The 19868-nt window shown below is 60.7% G+C and carries 17 protein-coding genes; 12 read left to right on the forward strand and 5 right to left on the reverse strand.

Translation table 11 applies throughout. The features are described from left to right. Positions 1–20 precede the first annotated feature (20 nt). Entirely contained in the window at positions 21–641 is a 621-nt protein-coding gene (locus M0814_RS05970) for a fimbrial protein (RefSeq protein WP_242486721.1), read from the reverse strand. A gap of 528 nt (positions 642–1169) precedes the next feature. Here M0814_RS05970 and M0814_RS05975 point away from each other — a divergent pair. The 5 genes from M0814_RS05975 (at position 1170) to M0814_RS05995 (ending at position 7517) form a co-directional block, all read left to right on the forward strand. Then, positions 1170–2489 (forward strand): DUF308 domain-containing protein, encoded by a 1320-nt coding sequence (locus tag M0814_RS05975; RefSeq protein ID WP_103485347.1) that lies wholly within the window; start codon positions 1170–1172, stop codon positions 2487–2489. Positions 2490–2726: 237 nt separating this feature from the next. Further along, on the forward strand, positions 2727–3209 hold the full coding sequence (locus M0814_RS05980) for a MarR family transcriptional regulator (protein WP_045122382.1): 483 nt from the start codon (positions 2727–2729) through the stop codon (positions 3207–3209). Further along, complete coding sequence (locus M0814_RS05985; RefSeq protein ID WP_103485345.1) at positions 3199–4668, forward strand: efflux transporter outer membrane subunit; 1470 nt, start codon at positions 3199–3201, stop codon at positions 4666–4668. The genes M0814_RS05980 and M0814_RS05985 overlap by 11 nt, the downstream gene beginning before the upstream one ends. A 15-nt stretch (positions 4669–4683) precedes the next feature. Beyond that, positions 4684–5886, forward strand: a complete 1203-nt coding sequence (locus M0814_RS05990) for an HlyD family efflux transporter periplasmic adaptor subunit (protein ID WP_103485344.1) — start codon at positions 4684–4686, stop codon at positions 5884–5886. A 101-nt stretch (positions 5887–5987) separates the two neighbouring features. Further along, on the forward strand, positions 5988–7517 hold the full coding sequence (locus M0814_RS05995) for a DHA2 family efflux MFS transporter permease subunit (RefSeq protein ID WP_103485343.1): 1530 nt from the start codon (positions 5988–5990) through the stop codon (positions 7515–7517). Between the two features lie 125 nt (positions 7518–7642). On the opposite strand, the gene lpxH is transcribed toward M0814_RS05995, so the two are convergent. Further along, complete coding sequence (lpxH, locus tag M0814_RS06000; protein ID WP_045122383.1) at positions 7643–8395, reverse strand: UDP-2,3-diacylglucosamine diphosphatase; 753 nt, start codon at positions 8393–8395, stop codon at positions 7643–7645. After that, positions 8392–8898, reverse strand: a complete 507-nt coding sequence (locus M0814_RS06005; protein ID WP_103485342.1) for a peptidylprolyl isomerase — start codon at positions 8896–8898, stop codon at positions 8392–8394. Before M0814_RS06005 ends, lpxH begins: the two co-directional genes overlap by 4 nt. 250 nt (positions 8899–9148) lie before the next feature. On the opposite strand from M0814_RS06005, the gene M0814_RS06010 reads away from it, so the two are divergent. Together M0814_RS06010 and cysS are read left to right on the forward strand one after the other, a co-directional pair. Then, complete coding sequence (locus M0814_RS06010) at positions 9149–10849, forward strand: glutamine--tRNA ligase/YqeY domain fusion protein (protein ID WP_103485341.1); 1701 nt, start codon at positions 9149–9151, stop codon at positions 10847–10849. 22 nt (positions 10850–10871) lie between these two features. After that, positions 10872–12254, forward strand: a complete 1383-nt coding sequence (gene cysS, locus M0814_RS06015; protein WP_103485340.1) for a cysteine--tRNA ligase — start codon at positions 10872–10874, stop codon at positions 12252–12254. Positions 12255–12318: 64 nt separating this feature from the next. On the opposite strand, the gene uppP is transcribed toward cysS, so the two are convergent. Further along, positions 12319–13191, reverse strand: coding sequence for an undecaprenyl-diphosphatase UppP (gene uppP, locus M0814_RS06020; RefSeq protein ID WP_003223749.1), 873 nt, complete (start codon positions 13189–13191; stop codon positions 12319–12321). A 253-nt stretch (positions 13192–13444) separates the two neighbouring features. Further along, positions 13445–15292 carry a sigma-54-dependent Fis family transcriptional regulator gene (locus tag M0814_RS06025; protein ID WP_103485339.1) on the reverse strand — a complete coding sequence of 616 codons (1848 nt, stop codon included), beginning with the start codon at positions 15290–15292 and terminating at the stop codon, positions 13445–13447. Between the two features lie 372 nt (positions 15293–15664). Between M0814_RS06025 and M0814_RS06030 the strand changes: the two genes are divergently transcribed. Genes M0814_RS06030 through M0814_RS06050 form a run of 5 tightly spaced genes read left to right on the forward strand, consistent with a single transcriptional unit; the run spans position 15665 to position 19831 of the window. Continuing rightward, on the forward strand, positions 15665–16759 hold the full coding sequence (locus tag M0814_RS06030) for an ABC transporter ATP-binding protein (protein ID WP_103485338.1): 1095 nt from the start codon (positions 15665–15667) through the stop codon (positions 16757–16759). Further along, on the forward strand, positions 16759–17874 hold the full coding sequence (locus tag M0814_RS06035; protein ID WP_103485337.1) for an ABC transporter ATP-binding protein: 1116 nt from the start codon (positions 16759–16761) through the stop codon (positions 17872–17874). Before M0814_RS06030 ends, M0814_RS06035 begins: the two co-directional genes overlap by 1 nt. After that, the gene (locus tag M0814_RS06040; RefSeq protein ID WP_103485336.1) at positions 17871–18737 is read left to right on the forward strand and encodes a sugar ABC transporter permease; all 867 of its coding nucleotides are present in this window, start codon (positions 17871–17873) and stop codon (positions 18735–18737) included. Before M0814_RS06035 ends, M0814_RS06040 begins: the two co-directional genes overlap by 4 nt. Before the next feature lie 10 nt (positions 18738–18747). After that, positions 18748–19548 (forward strand): carbohydrate ABC transporter permease, encoded by an 801-nt coding sequence (locus tag M0814_RS06045; RefSeq protein WP_103485335.1) that lies wholly within the window; start codon positions 18748–18750, stop codon positions 19546–19548. 10 nt (positions 19549–19558) lie between these two features. Next, the gene (locus tag M0814_RS06050) at positions 19559–19831 is read left to right on the forward strand and encodes a DUF2160 domain-containing protein (RefSeq protein ID WP_103485334.1); all 273 of its coding nucleotides are present in this window, start codon (positions 19559–19561) and stop codon (positions 19829–19831) included. Positions 19832–19868: the final 37 nt, after the last annotated feature.

Below are 19868 nucleotides of genomic sequence, written 5' to 3' on the forward strand. Positions count from 1 at the left end.
ACATCAGACGATCCTTAGATTTAAAGGTAGTTGACGATGAAGGTGACCTCGGTGTTGGCACTGCCGGCCTTGAGTTCATCTGTCGGCAGACGGTAATACGAAGCCGACAAAGGAATCTTGAAGTCGGTGCCGGTGCTGGTGAACGCGTCGAACGGGTAGGTGGTGCCCAAGGCCATGGGCTGCCCGGCGTCATTCATCAATTGCAGGCCGATGCCCTTGGCGGTGGAGCTGTCATTGAGCGCGACGATGCCTTTGGCCGCATCGATCACCGTGGTATTGGCCTTGAGCGAGTAGGTGACTTTCTTGATGCCGGTCTGGCACTGGTTCAGGCCAATGTTGAAGCGCACCGTGCGCGGTGTTGCGCCAGCCTGGCTGAACTCGTTGAGTTGATAATCATCGCCCATGGCCACCGGTACGGACGGGGTCTGGCAGGAGGCTGCATTCAGTACCAGTGCATTGGCCAGATTAAACCTGTTCAGGATCAGCTCACCGGACTGCAGGTTGCCCAGATTGCCGGCATCAATCCTGACTTGCGACGCCAGTGGGCCGGTCTTGACGATTTCCAGTCTGACCGTACCGGCTCCGATGCCGTAGTAGGTTGAGCTGATCGCAAACAGGGAGGGCTCATAGCGACTTAACATATCCATCCAGATACGGAACGAGAGCCCGGTCTTGCCCAAGGGAAAGGTCGTTACGTTACTGGGTGGGGTGCCTAGCGCGGGATTGACTGCTACGCCGTATTGCGAAGTTGCGCTGCACGACCAGCTGTGCGAGCTCGATTGCTGCGCGGTGTCCTGGTAGACCACTGTGCCATCGGGTGTGTCGGCGGGGATTGTCAGGCCACCATTGGCAAGGCTTGCGCCAAAGTTGAGCGTTTGGGTGCGGGAAGAACCGTTGAATGTGCAATTCGCCGCTATCGCGTCCGACGCGCACGTCAGTAACGTCACCGCAGCCAGGGTGTGCATGGGGCGCTGAAGTTTTGATCGCTTCATGAAAAGGCTATTCGTGTTGGCCAGGGAGGACCGTACGTTAAACACGGGGTCTGACGAGAGACATCAGGCGATTCCTAGAAAGCGCGTCCGCGCTTCGGAAATTTGAGGATGTATTAGACTCAGCGAAGCCTGAAATCCCGGTAGGTTGCAACTGCCCCAATGCAACAGGAAGCGCCTATGGTCCGCTTGAGTATGGTCTTGCTCGGTAATGACTTTGTCCGCAAGCGTTGGTCGACGCTGGCGCTGACCGGCATTGTCTGGGGCGCGGCCGGGGTGGCGATCTTTATCGATGCGCTGGACGGTGTGCTTTATTTTCCGCTGCATGTCTTTGGCTATCTGCTGTTACTCGAGGCCCTGATCATTCTGTTGGTGCCGGCACCGCAGACCGGCACCGCCGCCGCTTTGCGCAAGGCCCGCGGTCTGGCGTTCCTGCTGCTTGGGCTGCTGATCGTCGACCGGCAACATGTGGCCAGCCTGATTCTGGCAGTGCTGTTCGGTGTGGCGTTTCTGCTCGATGGCGGCTTTCGGCTGGCGGCGGCGGTGGTGGTGCGCTTTGTCGGTTGGCGATTGTCGCTGCTCACCGGATTGTTCGAAATCACCTTTGGCCTGTTCATCCTTGAACCGTATCCGACGTTGTATAAGGGCACGGTGCCGTTCTGCATTGGCATGAGCATCTTTCTTTCGGGCTGCGCGTTGTTGCGCCAGTCACTGCGCTTCAAACACCAGCCACCGTTGGCGAGTCCGGCCTCGGTCGGTGGGCCGGCCCCCAGCACCGCGCTGGTGATCCATGTCTGGACACCCAGCGGCACCGTTGATGACACCCTGGTGCGCAACCGCCTGCTCAACCGCTATATCGCGGCCGTCGACATCAACGGTGTGATTTCTGCCGGCCACGCGGCCCTGGAATGCGGCCCGGACATTTACATCAGCCATTACCCGCTGGATGACATCGATCGTTCGGCGGGGGATTTCGTGCGATTGCTGCGGGCGACGCCGAACAATGATGTCGACGGCCGGTTCCTGCCTGACTATGCGGGTGAGGTGGCGGACTGGTGTCCGTCTTCGGTTCAGGTCAGTTTTGCTCATTACGACGCGCGGCGACTGCAGGCGTTCTGGAGCGAATACCGGCAGAACAGCACGTACAACCTCACCAGCCGCAACTGCTCGAGTGCCGTCGCCCATAGCCTCGAAGCGGCCCTTGAAGGGGCGATGAATCGCGGGCATTCGAGCATGCTCGACTTCGCCCGAGTGATCGTCAGCCCCGAGTTCTGGGTGGCGGCGCAAGTGCGTAAACGCGCCGAAGTCATGGCCTGGACGCCCGGTCTGGTGCTCGACTATGCACTCGCGCTGCATGCCGCGATCGAGCCCGCACCGCCGGGCTGGCACAGCATGTATGCGGTGATCAAACGCGCTTGCGGTTATGCGCTGACGGCCTTGCGCGGGCGTGAAGTGCATCCCCTCCAGCCGCCATCTGTGCATCCTTCCGACAAATCCTGACCGACGTTACACCCAGTCGCTGCCTTCGCGAGCAAGCTCGCTCCCACATTGATCCATGTATGCATGAGATCCCTGTGGGAGCGAGCTTGCTCGCGAAAGCGTCAGTGCGGGCAACACAAAAACCCAGTCCACTGGTCAACTAATTACAAAGCAACCTAACTATTACGTTGACATTCGCTGCCTAGGCAGTAACATCTCGACATACATTCACTGCCTAGGCAGTTATTAGGTGAGCACATGAAGCATTTCACCCCGGACGAATTCAAGCATTGCCATCTCGGCCTGTTGCTGGGCCGTGCCGCGCTGCTCAAAGACAAGATCATCGACACCCACATGGACCCCCACGGCATCACCGCCGCGCAGTTCAAGGTGTTGATCATCATGGCCCAGTACGGCGTCGATACTCCGGCCGAGCTGTGCCGGCATCTGTCGCTGGACAGCGGTTCGATGACACGCATGCTCGATCGTCTGGAACAGAAAGGTTTCCTGGCTCGCCAACGCAGCGAAGGCGATCGCCGTCAGGTGCAGCTCAAACTCACCGAGCAGGGCCAGCAACTGGCCGATCGTCTGCCGCACATCGGCGCCGATGCAATGAATGAACTGGCCGGCGCCGTCACTACGGACGAGTTGAAGACTCTGGAATACATCCTCAAGAAAATCCTGCTGGCCGCCGGTGACCCGATCACCATCCAGCGCTTAGGTGAACACAATGAGCAGTAAAACCTTGCGCAGCAGCCTGACCCTGGTGCTGTCGGCGATGATCCTCGCCGGCTGCGCCAATTACAGCGGCCTCGACACTCAAGGCACAAATCTTGATGCGAAAAGCCTGAAAGTCGGCCAGTCCCTCAACGGTGTGACCCTGTCGCCGGCGGCATGGCCGAAAAGCGACTGGTGGACCAGCCTTGGCGACCCACAACTCGACGGTCTGATCCGCGAAGCCCTGCATGACAGTCCGGACATGCAGATCGCCGAAGCCCGAGCGCATCAGGCCAGCGCCGCCGCTTATGCTGCCGATGCCGAACGCTATCCGACCCTCGACGCCAGCGCCGGTATCAGCCGTTCGCGTCTGGCCAAGGATCAGGATCCGCTGGGCAAGGGCGATGCCTATGCCACCGTGCGCAATATCAGCGCCGGTTTCAATTACAACTTCGACCTGTGGGGCGGCCAGCGAGATGCCTGGGAAGCCGCTCTCGGTCAGGCCCGTGCTGCGGAAGTCGACCGTCAGGCCGCGCAATTGACCCTCGCCGCCGACGTGGCCCGGGCCTACAGCGATCTGGGACAGGCGCACATCGTCTACGACCTGGCCAACGACGATCTGAAACGCACCAAACAGATGCTCGATCTGAGCCAGCGCCGCTTGAGCGCCGGGATCGACAGCCAGTACCAGTTCCAGCAAACCCAGAGTCTGGAAGCCAGTTCCGAAGCCAGCCTGATCGATGCCGAAAAGCGCTTGAACAGCGCGAAAATCGCCTTGGCCGTGCTGCTCGGCAAAGGCCCGGATCGCGGCAACGAAATTGCTCGGCCGAAAGTCCTGCAAGCCAGCGCCGTGGCCGTGCCGTCGGTATTGCCGGCGGAACTGCTCGGTCGGCGTCCGGATCTGGTCGCTGCGCGCTGGCGCGTAGAGGCGGCGAGCAAAGACATCGACTCGGCGAAAACCCGCTTCTATCCCAACCTGAACCTTACGGCGTCTGCCGGTGCCGAATCCTTGTTGGGTGACGCAATGTTCGGGTCGGCCAGTCGCTTCTTCAGCATCGCCCCGACCATCTCGGTGCCGATCTTCGACGGCGGGCGCCTGCGCGCCAACCTTGATGCGCGCGACGCCGATTACGATCTGGCGGTGGCGCAGTACAACAAAAGCCTGGTGAAAGCACTGGGTGATGTCAGCGATACGATCAACCAGTTGCGTGACATCGGCCGGCAGATCGGGGCGCAGCAACACGCCACCGAGATTGCCCAGGACTCTTACAACACCGTCGTCCAGCGTTACGGTTCCGGCATCGGCAACTACCTGGACGTGCTCAGCATCGAGCAGCAATTGCTGCAGGCCCAGCGTCAGCTGGCCAACCTCAATGCCGAGCAGATCGACCTGTCGATTCAACTGATGCAAGCGCTGGGCGGCGGCTTTCAGGGTGAAACCCTGACCGCAGCCAACGCCACCCCAGCCACGTCGCACAACTAATTTCAGGTATTTGTCATGGCCACTGCCGAAAACACTCAAACTCAAGACAACACCCCCGACACCGGTAATCCACGCAAGCGCAAAGTCATGCTGCTGGTGCTGGCCGTCGTGGTCCTGCTCGCCGGGGCCGGCGTGTGGGCGTATCACGAATTCATCGGGCGCTTCAACGAAAGCACCGACGACGCCTACGTCAACGGCAACGTCGTTGAGATCACCCCGCTGGTCACCGGCACCGTGGTCAGCATTGGCGCTGACGATGGCGATCTGGTCCACGAAGGCCAGGTGCTGATCAACTTCGACCCCAACGACGCTGAAGTCGGCCTGCAAAGTGCCCAGGCGAAACTGGCGCGTACCGTGCGTCAGGTGCGCGGCCTGTACAGCAACGTCGACGGCATGAAAGCCCAGGTCAACGCGCAACAGGCTGAAGTGCAGAAGGCTCAGGACAACTACAACCGCCGGAAGAACCTCGCCGCTGGCGGGGCGATTTCCCAGGAAGAACTGTCCCACGCCCGCGATGACCTGACCTCGGCGCAAAACGCCCTGGCCAACGCCAAACAGCAACTGAAAACCACCAGCGCGCTGGTCGATGACACCGTGGTTTCGTCGCACCCGGACGTGATGCAGGCCGCTGCTGAACTGCGCCAGGCCTACCTGACCAACGCTCGCAGCACCCTGATTGCGCCGGTCACCGGTTACGTCGCCAAACGTACCGTGCAACTCGGTCAGCGCGTACAGCCGGGCACCGCGCTGATGGCGGTGATCCCGCTGGATCAGCTGTGGATCGACGCCAACTTCAAGGAAACCCAACTGCGTGATATGCGCATCGGCCAACCGGTGGACATCGAGTCTGACATCTACGGCAGCAGCGTGAAGTACAGCGGCACCGTCGACAGCCTCGGCGCCGGCACCGGCAGCGCGTTTGCTCTGTTGCCGGCGCAGAACGCCACCGGTAACTGGATCAAGATCGTCCAGCGTGTGCCAGTGCGGATTCACATCAACGCCGAAGAGCTGGCCAAGCACCCGCTGCGGGTCGGTCTGTCGACCAACGTTGAAGTGAACCTGCATGACCAGAGCGGTCCGGTGCTGGCCCAGCAACCGCCGCAAAAGGCCTCGTTCACCACCAACGTTTACGAGCAGCAACTGGCCGAAGCCGACGCGATGATTGCGCAGTTGATCCACGACAACAGCGCGGCGGTGAGCAAGACCGCACAACGCTAAGGTCACACCCTTCAGGTGCGGGCTTTTGTGGCGAGGGAGCAAGCTCCCTCGCCACAAAAAGCGCGCTCCCATAGCGTCAACCCGGTTTCATAGGATTCACAATGAGCAATAACGCCTCTTTCACGCCGCCCAGCCTGTTGCTCAGCACCATCGGCCTGTCGCTGGCGACTTTCATGCAAGTGCTCGACACCACCATTGCCAACGTGGCCTTGCCGACCATTTCCGGCAACCTGGGCGTGAGTTCGGAGCAGGGCACCTGGGTCATCACCTCGTTTGCCGTGAGCAACGCCATTGCGCTGCCGCTGACCGGTTGGCTCAGTCGGCGTTTCGGCGAGGTGAAGCTGTTTCTCTGGGCGACCATTCTGTTTGTGCTGGCCTCGTTTCTCTGTGGTATCTCCACGTCGATGCCGGAACTGATCGGCTTCCGTGTGCTGCAAGGCCTGGTGGCCGGGCCGCTGTACCCGATGACACAGACCCTGTTGATTGCGGTCTATCCCCCCGCGAGGCGCGGCATGGCCCTGGCATTGCTGGCGATGGTCACGGTGGTTGCGCCAATTGCCGGGCCGATTCTCGGCGGCTGGATCACCGACAGCTATAGCTGGCCGTGGATCTTCTTCATTAACGTACCGATCGGCATCTTTGCGGTGATGGTGGTGCGCTCGCAACTGGCCAAGCGCCCGGTGGAAACCAGTCGCCAACCGATGGACTACGTCGGCCTGATCTCGCTGATCATCGGCGTCGGCGCGTTGCAGGTGATCCTCGACAAGGGCAATGACCTGGACTGGTTCGAATCGAACTTCATCATCATCGGCGCGGCGATTTCGGTGATCGCCCTGGCGGTGTTCGTCATCTGGGAAATGACCGACCAGCATCCGGTGGTGAACCTGCGGTTGTTCGCCTACCGCAACTTCCGCATCGGCACGCTGGTGCTGGTGCTGGGTTACGCCGGGTTCTTCGGCATCAACCTGATCCTGCCGCAGTGGCTGCAAACGCAGATGGGTTACACCGCGACCTGGGCCGGTCTGGCGGTGGCGCCGATCGGGATTCTGCCGGTGCTGCTGTCGCCGTTTGTCGGCAAGTACGCGAACAAGTTCGACCTGCGCCTGCTGGCCGGTCTGGCGTTCCTGGCGATTGGCCTGAGCTGCTTCATGCGCGCCGGATTCACCAACCAGGTGGACTTCCAGCACATCGCCCTGGTGCAGCTGTTCATGGGGATAGGCGTGGCACTGTTCTTCATGCCGACCCTGAGCATCCTGATGTCCGACCTGCCGCCGAGCCAGATCGCCGACGGCGCTGGCCTCGCCACCTTCCTGCGGACTCTGGGCGGTAGCTTTGCGGCATCGCTGACCACGTGGATCTGGATTCGCCGCGCCAATCAGCATCATGCCTACATGAGCGAAAGCATCAGCACCTTCGAGCCGGCGACCCGCGAGACGTTGAATCATTTAGGCGGCGCGAGCCAATCGGCGTACGCGCAGATGGATCAGATCCTCACCAGCCAGGCATACATGCTCTCCACCGTGGATTACTTCACGTTGTTGGGCTGGGGCTTTATGGGGCTGATTCTGATTGTGTGGCTGGCGAAGCCGCCGTTTGCGGCGAAGGCCGGCCCGGCTGCCAGCGGTCACTAAGCAAAACGCGGTCAAAAATGTGGGAGCGGGCGTGCTCGCGAAAGCGGTGTGTCATTCAGCAGAGATGTCGACTGAACCACCGCCTTCGCGAGCAAGCCCGCTCCCACATTGGGTTTTGTGTTGTGTCAGTTGGCAGGTGCTGCCAGTTGTGGTGGCGGGGCGAAGTCGAACGGTGCCAGGGCATACCCGTTCTCATCCACCTGCAACGCCCAACCCTGACGATCCCAGTCCCCCAGCACAATCCGCTTGGCTGCCTGCTCACCGAGCTGCAGCTTGTGGATCGCCGGACGATGGGTGTGGCCGTGGATCAGGGTTTTCACCCCGTATTGCTGCATGATCCGCGGAATCTCTTCCGGCGTGACATCGACGATGTCATTGGCCTTCATCCGCACCTGCGCACGGCTTTCGCTGCGCAGCTTGCGCGCCAGTTTGTGGCGGGTGCTCAGCGGCAGGTGGCGCAGGATGAACAGGGTGATCGGGTTGCGCAGGTAGCGCCGCAGCTTCATATAGCCGACATCGCGGGTGCACAGGCTGTCGCCGTGCATCAACAACACCGGCTCGCCGTAAAACTGCACGACACTCGGGTCCTTCAACAGCGTGCAGCCGGCTTCTTTGCAGAAGGCTTTGCCGAGCAGGAAGTCGCGGTTGCCGTGCATCAGAAAAATCGCCGTGCCGCTGTCGCTCAATTGGCGCAGAGCCTGGCAGATGGAACGCTGGAAGGGCGTCATGGCGTCGTCGCCAATCCACGCCTCGAAAAAGTCGCCCAAGATGTACAACGCACTCGCCGAGCGGGCGCGTCCGGCGAGCAAATCCAGAAACGCCCGGGTGATGTCCGGGCGCTCCTCTTCCAGATGCAAGTCTGAAATCAGCAATATCACGCTTCGATGATCTCGGCTTTCTCGATGATCACGTCGTCTTTCGGCACGTCCTGGTGACCGGCCTTGGAAGTGGTGGCAACGGCTTCGATCTTGTCGACGACATCGGTACCGGCAACGACTTTACCGAACACGGCATAACCCCAGCCCTGAGCGGTCTTGGCGGTGTGGTTGAGGAAGCTGTTGTCGGTGGCGTTGATGAAGAACTGCGCCGAGGCCGAATGTGGATCCATGGTGCGGGCCATGGCCAGGGTGTATTTCTCGTTCTTCAGGCCGTTGTCGGCTTCGTTCTGGATGCTCGGGCGCTTGTCTTTCTTTTCCTGCATGCCAGGCTCGAAACCGCCGCCCTGGATCATGAAACCCTTGATGACGCGGTGGAAAATCACGTTCTCGTAGTGACCGTTTTTAACGTATTCGAGGAAGTTGGCAGCGGTGATCGGCGCTTTTTCCGCGTCCAGTTCGATGACGATGTCGCCGTAGTTGGTGGTCAGTTTGACTTGAGTCATTATCGCTACTCTGTATTAGGAATTCGTGGTTTTCGGACACCGAGTGCCGAAACCGGTTCAGCCTGCATCGGCCAAGGTGCGCAGTTTAGCGTGACAGGCGCGAATTTCGAGGCTGTTTTTCATATCCCGGCGATTAAATGCGCTCCTTTATAGGCCGCGCTCTGTCAGGCCCTTGACAGCATCGGCTATGATAGCGGCTTTGTTTTGTCTGGCCCCCTTTGCGGCCGCGCACATGTAAGTCAAGGATCCTATGAGCAAGCCCACTGTCGACCCTACCTCGAATGCCAAGTCCGGCCCTGCCGTGCCGGTCAATTTCCTGCGGCCGATCATCCAGGCAGACCTGGACTCGGGCAAGCACACCCAGATCGTCACCCGTTTTCCGCCTGAGCCCAACGGCTACCTGCACATCGGCCACGCCAAGTCGATCTGCGTGAACTTCGGCCTGGCCCAGGAGTTCGGCGGCGTCACGCACCTGCGTTTCGACGACACCAACCCGGCCAAGGAAGACCAGGAATACATCGACGCGATCGAAAGCGACGTCAAATGGCTGGGCTTCGAGTGGTCCGGCGAAGTGCGCTACGCCTCGCAGTATTTCGACCAGTTGCATGACTGGGCGGTCGAGCTGATCAAGGCCGGCAAGGCCTACGTCGACGACCTGACCCCTGAGCAGGCCAAGGAATACCGTGGCAGCCTGACCGAGCCGGGCAAGAACAGCCCGTTCCGCGACCGTTCGGTGGCAGAGAACCTCGACTGGTTCGCACGCATGCGTGCCGGTGAGTTCCCGGACGGCGCCCGCGTGCTGCGCGCGAAGATCGACATGGCCTCGCCGAACATGAACCTGCGCGACCCGATCATGTACCGCATCCGCCACGCCCATCACCATCAGACCGGTGACAAGTGGTGCATCTACCCGAACTATGACTTCACCCACGGTCAGTCGGACGCCATCGAAGGCATCACCCACTCGATCTGCACCCTGGAATTCGAAAGCCATCGTCCGCTGTACGAGTGGTTCCTGGAAAACCTGCCGGTGCCGGCCAACCCGCGCCAGTACGAATTCAGCCGTCTGAACCTGAACTACACCATCACCAGCAAGCGCAAGCTCAAGCAACTGGTCGATGAAAAGCACGTCAACGGCTGGGACGACCCGCGCATGTCGACGCTGTCCGGCTTCCGTCGCCGTGGCTACACGCCGGCTTCGATCCGCAACTTCTGCGACATGATCGGCACCAACCGTTCCGACGGCGTGGTCGACTTCGGCATGCTCGAGTTCAGCATCCGTCAGGACCTCGACGCGAACGCCCCGCGCGCCATGTGCGTGTTGCGTCCGTTGAAAGTCGTGATCACCAACTACCCGGAAGGTCAGGTCGAAAACCTCGAACTGCCGCGTCATCCGCAGAAAGAAGAACTCGGCGTGCGCAAGCTGCCGTTCGCCCGTGAAATCTACATCGACCGCGATGACTTCATGGAAGAACCGCCAAAGGGCTACAAGCGCCTGGAGCCGAACGGCGAAGTGCGTCTGCGTGGCAGCTACGTGATCCGTGCCGACGAAGCGATCAAGGACGCCGACGGCAACATCGTCGAGCTGCGTTGCTCGTACGATCCGGACACCCTGGGCAAGAACCCTGAAGGCCGCAAGGTCAAAGGCGTGATCCACTGGGTGCCGGCGGCTGCCAGCATCGAGTGCGAAGTGCGTCTGTACGATCGCCTGTTCCGTTCTCCGAACCCGGAGAAGGCCGAAGACAGCGCGAGTTTCCTCGACAACATCAACCCTGACTCACTGCAAGTGCTGACCGGTTGTCGTGCTGAGCCATCGCTGGGCGATGCACAGCCGGAAGACCGGTTCCAGTTCGAGCGCGAAGGCTACTTCGTTGCCGATATAAAGGACTCGAAACCAGGTCAGCCGGTATTCAACCGTACCGTGACCCTGCGTGATTCGTGGGGCCAGTGATTTAGCGTCAAGGAAATATAAAGTGCTGACGATCTACAACACGCTCACCAAGAGCAAAGAAGTCTTCAAGCCGCTGGATGGCAACAAGGTGCGCATGTACGTGTGCGGCATGACCGTGTACGACTACTGCCACCTCGGCCACGGCCGCAGCATGGTCGCGTTCGACCTGGTGACCCGCTGGTTGCGGTTCAGCGGTTACGACCTGACCTACGTGCGCAATATCACCGACATCGACGACAAGATCATCAATCGTGCCCGCGAGAACGGTGAGTCGTTCGACGCGCTGACCGAGCGCATGATCGCGGCGATGCACGAAGACGAAGCGCGCCTGAACATCAAGAAGCCGGACATGGAGCCGCGTGCCACGGATCATATTCCGGGCATGCACGCGATGATCCAGACCCTGATCGACAAGGGCTACGCTTACGCCCCGGGCAATGGCGACGTGTACTACCGCGTCGCCAAGTTCATGGGCTACGGCAAGCTGTCGCGCAAGAAGATCGAAGACCTGCGCATCGGTGCGCGCATCGAAGTCGACGAGTCGAAGGAAGATCCGCTGGACTTCGTCCTGTGGAAAGCCGCCAAGCCGGGCGAGCCGAGCTGGGAATCGCCGTGGGGCGCCGGGCGTCCGGGCTGGCACATCGAGTGCTCGGTGATGTCCACCTGCTGCCTCGGTGAGACCTTCGACATTCATGGCGGCGGCAGCGACCTCGAGTTCCCGCACCATGAAAACGAAATCGCCCAGAGCGAAGCGGCCACCGGCAAGACCTACGCCAACGCGTGGATGCATTGCGGCATGATCCGTATCAATGGCGAGAAGATGTCCAAGTCCTTGAACAACTTCTTCACCATTCGCGACGTGCTCGACAAGTACCACCCGGAAGTCGTGCGTTACCTGCTGGTGTCGAGCCACTACCGCAGCGCGATCAACTACTCGGAAGACAACCTCAAGGACGCCAAGGCCGCTCTCGAGCGTTTCTACCACGCGCTGAAAGGCCTGCCGAGCGTGGCCCCGGCCGGCGGCGAAGCCTTCGTCGAGCGTTTCACCACGGTGATGAACGACGACTTCGGCACGCCGGAAGCCTGCGCCGTGCTGTTCGAGATGGTGCGTGAGATCAACCGCCTGCGCGAGAGCGATCTCGATGCAGCGGCAGGTCTGGCGGCACGTCTGAAAGAACTGGCGAGCGTGCTGGGTGTGTTGCAACTGGAAGCCGATGACTTCCTGCAAGCGGGCGCCGAAGGGCGTGTCGATGCGGCTGAAGTCGACGCACTGATTGCTGCACGTCTGGCGGCACGCGCCGGCAAGGACTGGGCCGAATCCGACCGCATCCGCGACCAGCTCACCGCCATGGGCGTGGTGCTGGAAGACGGCAAGGGCGGCACGACCTGGCGTCTGGCTGACTGATTGCTTGATCCGCGTTAAAACAAAACCCGCCATGTGCGGGTTTTGTTTTATCTAGAGGGTGGGGTTAGCTCAAGGCCCCGGTGCTGACCGCGACGATCAGGAAAATCCCCAGCACCGCGCGGTAGATGACGAATGGCCAGGTGGAGAACTTCTCCAGAAAACGCATCAGGCCCCAGATCGCGAAGAACGCCGAGATGCTGGCAATCACCAGACCGAAAATCAGGTGCCCCCAAACGGCGGCTGGAAGGTCGGCATGGAACAACACCCACAACTCTTTCAAACCGGCGAGGGCGATGGCCGGCAGCCCGAGCAGGAACGAGAACCGCGCCGCTTCTTCACGCTTGAAGTTGAGAAACAACGCTGCCGTCAGCGTCGAGCCGGAGCGCGACACCCCGGGAATCAGCGCGCCAATCTGCGCAATGCCGACGATCAGCGCATCGCGCAGACGCATTTCGTCCACGGTGCGCCGATGCCGGCACGACAGTTCGGCAGCGGCCAGCAGAACCGCCATGACCACGCAGGAAATCCCGATCACCATCAGGCCGCGCAGGGGCGAGTTGCAGGCGTTGAGCGTCGAGGACAGCGCAATGCCGGCAATGCCGATGGGTATGGTCGCCAGCACGATGGCCACCGCGAGGATGAACCAGCGGTTGTTGAAATCCCGTTGGCGCACCGCGTCGACGCTGCCACCGACCACTTGCTTGACGTCGCGCCAGAAATAACTGACCACCGCCGCCAGTGCAGCCAGCTGCATGGCCGCGGAAAACGCCGAGCCGGGATCCGGCCAGCCGAGCAGGGCCGGGACGATGCGCATATGCGCGGTGGAGGAAACGGGCAGCAACTCGGTGATGCCTTGAATGATGCCGAGGAAGCCGATCTGCAGGTAATCCAGCGAGGCGAAACCGATATCAAGGCCGGTGGAACAGATGTTGGTCAAAGCACTTATCCTGTGAAAATCAGGAGGAGGGAGGTGTCTGAATCAATGGCATGGCGAAAAACTGAAACATTTCGTCACAGTCTAGTCGGTTCGGTCAATGGGGTGAGGCATTGGTTTTTGTGGTGACCGGGCTGGCGCCTTCGCGAGCAAGCCCGCTCCCACAGGGGATCAGTGTCGTACACAAAAATCAGACATCACAAAAATCCAATGTGGGAGCGGGCTTGCTCGCGAAGAGGCCGGTTCAGCCACGCTGTCACTCAGCCTGACGCAAGCGCTTGTAAAGGGTGTTACGACTAACCCCCAACCGCCGCGCCAGATGCGAAATATTGCCCCCAGCCGCCAGCAATTCGCGGCTCAACGCCTCGGTATCGTTCAGATCAACCCCTAGCGGCGGCGCCAATTCCACCGGCTCCATCTCCAGATCGACAAAAAAATCATCCGGCAGATGCTCCGGCTTCACCGGTTGTTCCTCGGCCATCGCCAAAGCCACCTGCATCACGCTGCTGACCTGGCGCAGATTGCCCGGCCATGGATGACGGGTGAACAGTTCCAGCACCTCACGGCTCAGCCCGGCCCATTGCGTCGGTTCGCGATGTTGCTCCCACAGGCGTTTGAACAGCGCCTCCTTATCGCTGCGCTCGCGCAACGGTGGCAGTTCCAGGGTCAGCCCACCGATGCGGTAGTACAAATCTTCGCGGAACCGCCCCAGTTGCACCTGCTCCCTGAGCGAGCGGTTAGTCGCCGAGATGATCCGCAAGTCCACCGCGAACAACTCGCTGCTGCCCACCGGTTGCACGCAGCGCTCCTGCAACACCCGCAGCAACCGCGCCTGAGTGGGCAGCGGCATGTCGCCGATTTCGTCGAGGAACAGGGTGCCTTTGTCAGCCTTGCGGATCAGGCCGATGCTGCCTTTCTGGTTGGCGCCGGTGAACGCACCTTTTTCATAGCCGAACAGTTCCGACTCCACCAGTTCGGCCGGGATCGCCGCGCAGTTGACGGCGATGAATGCCTGTTTGCTGCGTGAGCTGGCCTGATGCAGGGCTTTGACGAAGACCTCCTTGCCAACCCCGGTTTCGCCGTGGATCAGCAGCGGAATGTCTTTCTCCAATAGGCGCTCGGCCTGGCGCACGGCTTTTTCCACGCGGCTGTCGCCAAAATGCAGGGAACTGAGGCTGATCGTTCCCGGCACTTTGATCGGCGCTGCGGCGGGCTTGGGCTCGGCAAATACCCGGGGCTGAATCGGCGCCTGTTGCGGTCGCTTCAATAAACACTGAAAACGGTTGCGCCCGGTGGTCTGCAGGGCGAACGGCAAGCCGTCAGGCTGATTCAACAGCTCCAATAGCGACACGTTGAACAGGCTCTCGATACTGACCCGTGACAGGCGCACGCCGAGCAGATTGTCCGCCCGCCGGTTGGCCGACAGCACCTGGCCGCTCTCATCGAAGATCAACAACCCCGCCCATTGGCTGTCGAGATTGTTCAACCCGGTGTTGAAGGTCAGTTGAAAGTGCTGGCCGTGGAACAGGTTGAGGATCAGCCGGTTCTCCACGGTCTGGCTCATCATCTTGACCATGCCCAGGGTGTGCGAGGGCGGCAGGTAGCTGTCGCTGGACACATCGAGTACGGCGATGACCTTGCGCTCGGCGTCGAAAATCGGCGCGGCGGAGCCGGTCATGAAGCGATTGGCCTTAAGGAAATGTTCATCGTGTTCGATGTGCACCGCTTGTTCGCAGGCCAGCGCAGTGCCGATCGCATTGGTGCCGCTTGAACGCTCCATCCAGCTCGCTCCGGCGCTAAACCCACGGGCGAGGTGCGGCTCGATAAAGCGCTGAGTGCCCCACGATGTCAGCACTTGGCCCTGATGGTCGGCGAGCATGATCAGGCAATTGGAGTTGCTGAGGATGTTTTCGTAATAGGGCAGGACCTCCTGGTGAGTGGTCTGCACCAGTGAATGATGACGGTCGAGTAAATGCGCGATGCCGGAGGCGGGCAATTGATCGAACGCCGGGCTGCTTTGGTGGCTGAGGCCGAACGCGCGGCACCGTTGCCAGGAGTTCTGGACGATCGCGTCGTGGGACAGCGGCGGGGTAGGTGCGGCCATGGTGGTGGGCCTCTGATGCAGCGTTTTTATTATTGTTATGAACCCAAATCCTGAGCAAAACACACATCAACTGTGGGAGCGAGCTTGCTCGCGAAAGCGTCGTATCAGTCACCGAATCGGCTGAACGACACACCGCATTCGCGAGCAAGCTCGCTCCCACAGGATCTCCGGTGTTCACCGAAATGAGTTCACAGAGTGTTGTTCACGATTGTTCATTGTCAATCGCCAGACTGTTCAAATCTGTTCAGTCATGAACACCCATTCCCTACGTTTTCGGTGCTTTTCACGACAAATCAACCACTTGCCATTTCTGGCACGAATGTCGCTCTGCTGCACAGGTCGCTTGACTCCAATAATAAAAAAGGCCGAGCCATGTCACTCACCCTGGAGCACGTCAGCCGTACCGTCGAGGGCCAGACCTGGATCGACGATGCCTGCCTGACATTCGAACCCGGATCCTTCAACGTTCTGCTCGGCCGCACGCTGTCCGGCAAAACCAGTCTGATGCGCCTGATGGCCGGTCTGGACAAGCCTGACAGCGGGCGCATCCTGATGAACGGCGTCGATGTCACCCAGCGCCCGGTGCGCCTGCGCAATGTGTCGATGGTCTATCAGCAATTCATCAACTACCCGACCATGACCGTGTTCGAGAACATTGCCTCGCCGTTGCGTCAGGCCGGTGTTGCCAAGGACATCATCCACAGCAAGGTGCAGGAAACCGCACGGATGCTGCGCATCGAGAAGTTTCTGCAGCGCTATCCGCTGGAGCTGTCCGGCGGCCAACAGCAGCGCACGGCGATGGCCCGGGCGCTGGTCAAGGATGCCGAGTTGATCCTGTTCGACGAGCCACTGGTCAACCTCGACTACAAGCTGCGCGAGGAGCTGCGCCAGGAAATGCGCGAGCTGTTCAAGCTGCGCCACACCATTGCGATCTACGCCACCACTGAACCCAACGAAGCGTTGGCGCTGGGCGGCACCACGACGATTCTGCACGAGGGCCGGGTGATCCAGAGCGGCCCATCGACCTCGGTCTACCACCAGCCGCAAACCGTGCTGGCGGCGGAGTTGTTCTCCGAGCCGCCGATCAACCTGATGCCCGGGCGCATCGCCGGCAACGAAGTCAGCTTCGCCAACTTCGTGCACTTCCCGTTGAACGTCGACCTGCGCCCGGTGGGTGAGGGCGAGTTCCGTTTTGGCGTGCGCCCCAGCCATATCTCGCTGGTGCCGAGCAACGATGACGACCTGGAGCTGGCGGTCACCGTCGAAGTGGCGGAGATCAGCGGCTCGGAAACCTTCCTCCACGTGCGCAACGAGCATTTCCTGCTGGTGCTGCACCTGCCGGGCGTCCATGAATACGACGTCGATGCGCCGATCCGCATCTACATCCCGACGCACAAACTGTTCGTGTTCGATGCGCAGGGCCGTCTGGTGCAGGCACCGGGCCGGCGTGTCGCGAGGGTAGCGTGATGGCCGAAATCCGTTTGCAGCACCTCGCCCACAGCTACAGCAAAACCCCGAGCGGGCCAGAGGACTACGCGATCCGCGAGATGGATCACATCTGGGCGCAGGGCGGCGCCTATGCCTTGCTCGGCCCTTCGGGTTGCGGCAAATCGACCTTGCTCAACATCATTTCCGGCCTGCTCAGCCCCTCGCAAGGGCATGTGTTGTTCGACGGCAAAGCGGTCAACGACCTGACCCCGGAGAAGCGCAACATCGCCCAGGTGTTCCAGTTTCCGGTGGTCTACGACACCATGACCGTGTTCGACAACCTCGCCTTCCCCCTGCGAAATCAGGGCATGGCCGAGGCGAAAGTGCACAGCAAGGTGCAGGAAATCGCCGAAGTCCTCGACCTGCAAAACCTGCTGGGCAAGAAGGCGCGTAACCTCACCGCCGACGAAAAACAGAAAGTCTCCATGGGCCGTGGCCTGGTGCGCGACGACGTCTCGGCGATCCTCTTCGACGAGCCGCTGACGGTGATCGACCCGCACCTGAAGTGGAAGCTGCGACGCAAGCTCAAGCAGATCCACGAGCAGTTCAACATCACCATGGTCTATGTGACCCACGATCAGCTCGAAGCCTCGACCTTCGCCGACAAGATCGCGGTGATGTACGGCGGGCAGATCGTGCAGTTCGGCACGCCCCGGGAATTGTTCGAGCGGCCGAGCCACACCTTTGTCGGCTACTTCATCGGCAGCCCGGGGATGAACCTGATCGAGGTGCAGCCGCAGCCGGGCGGGGTCGGTTTCGCCTCGACGCACCTGCCGTTGTCCGACGCCTTGCAACGGCATATCGAACACGGTCAGTGGAAAAATCTGAAGGTCGGCATCCGCCCCGAGTTCATCCATGTCTGGGACGAGCCGTTTGACGAGGCGATGCAGGCGCGGGTGGTCCACGTCGAAGACCTCGGCACCTACAAGATCCTCACCCTCGACCTCGATGGCGCGCCGTTGAAGGTGCGTCTGGCCGAAGACAAACCGGTGCCGCAGGGCACGGCGTACATCAGTTTTCCGGCGCAGTGGCTGATGGTCTATGCCGACGAATTCCTCCTGGACGACACCGACCTTACCGAGGTGCAGCCATGAACAAGGTGCAGAACAACAAGGCCTGGTGGCTGGTGTTGCCGGTGTTTCTGCTGGTGGCGTTCAGTGCGGTGATCCCGATGATGACCGTGGTCAACTACTCGGTGCAGGACATCTTCGACCAGTCCAGCCGCTACTTCGTCGGTGCCGACTGGTATCGCCAGGTGCTGCTCGACCCACGTCTGCACGACTCATTGCTGCGTCAGTTCATCTACTCGGCCTGCGTGCTGCTGATCGAAATCCCGCTGGGCATCGCCATCGCCCTGACCATGCCGACCAAGGGGCGCTGGTCATCGGTGGTGCTGATCATTCTGGCGATTCCGTTGCTGATTCCGTGGAACGTGGTCGGCACCATCTGGCAGATCTTCGGCCGCGCCGACATTGGCTTGCTGGGTTCGAGCCTCAATGCCATGGGCATCAGCTACAACTACGCGGCCAACACCATGGACGCCTGGGTCACGGTGCTGGTGATGGACGTCTGGCACTGGACCTCGCTGGTGGCGCTGTTGTGTTTCTCCGGGTTGCGGGCGATTCCCGACGTGTATTACCAGGCGGCGCGGATCGATCGGGCTTCGGCGTGGGCAGTGTTCCGCCACATCCAGTTGCCCAAGCTGAAAAGCGTACTGCTGATCGCGGTGATGCTGCGCTTCATGGACAGTTTCATGATTTACACCGAGCCGTTCGTGCTCACCGGCGGCGGGCCGGGCAATGCCACGACCTTCTTGAGTCAGACGTTGACCCAGATGGCCGTAGGCCAATTCGATCTGGGGCCGGCGGCGGCGTTTTCGCTGGTGTACTTCCTGATCATCCTGCTGGTCTCGTGGCTGTTCTACACCGCCATGACCCATTCCGACGCCAACCGCTGAGGGCCCGGCCATGAGCAAGACAAAGCTTGTTCCGCTGCTGATCTACATCCTGTTCGTGCTGGTGCCGATCTACTGGCTGCTGAACATGTCGTTCAAGAGCAACACCGAAATCCTCGGTGGCCTGACGCTTTTCCCACAGAACTTCACGCTGGCGAACTACAAGGTGATCTTCACCGATCCGAGCTGGTACAGCGGTTACATCAACTCGGCGTACTACGTGACACTCAACACCGTTATCTCCCTGAGTGTGGCTTTGCCGGCGGCGTACGCGTTTTCGCGCTATCGCTTTCTGGGCGACAAGCACCTGTTTTTCTGGCTGCTGACCAACCGCATGGCGCCGCCGGCGGTATTCCTGTTGCCGTTCTTCCAGCTGTATTCGTCGATTGGCCTGTTCGATACGCACATCGCCGTGGCGCTGGCGCACTGCCTGTTCAACGTGCCATTGGCGGTGTGGATTCTCGAAGGGTTCATGTCCGGTGTGCCCAAGGAAATCGACGAAACCGCCTACATCGACGGCTACAGCTTTCCCAAATTCTTCGTGAAGATTTTCATCCCGCTGATCGGCTCCGGGATCGGCGTCACCGCGTTTTTCTGCTTCATGTTTTCCTGGGTCGAACTGCTGCTGGCGCGCACGCTGACCTCGGTGAACGCCAAGCCGATAGCTGCGGTGATGACCCGCACCGTGTCGGCCTCGGGCATCGACTGGGGCGTACTGGCGGCGGCGGGGGTGTTGACCATCCTGCCGGGCATGCTGGTGATCTGGTTCGTGCGCAATCATGTGGCCAAGGGCTTTGCTCTGGGTCGTGTATGAGGAACGAATGATGGAATGGATGAGCTGGACGGCCCCTACGGCGGGTTTCTTCATCGCCATTGGCTTGCTGCTGGTCGGCATGACCGCTTGGGAGTTGCGTTCGCCGAGCATTCTGCGGCGAGGTTTTCTGCCGATTGCCACCACCCGTGGCGATCGCTTGTTCATCGGTCTTCTCGGCAGCGCCTACCTGCATCTGCTGGTCATTGGCGTCACCGACTGGAGCATCTGGGCGGCGTCCGCGCTGTCTTTGGTGTGGCTGTTGCTTGTGATGCGTTGGGGCTAGTCGACTCTCGGCAATCGTGCTCCGAAAATCAAACAGG

The sequence above is a fragment of the Pseudomonas sp. MWU12-2020 genome (assembly GCF_023100605.1).
Lineage (GTDB): Bacteria > Pseudomonadota > Gammaproteobacteria > Pseudomonadales > Pseudomonadaceae > Aquipseudomonas > Aquipseudomonas fluorescens_H.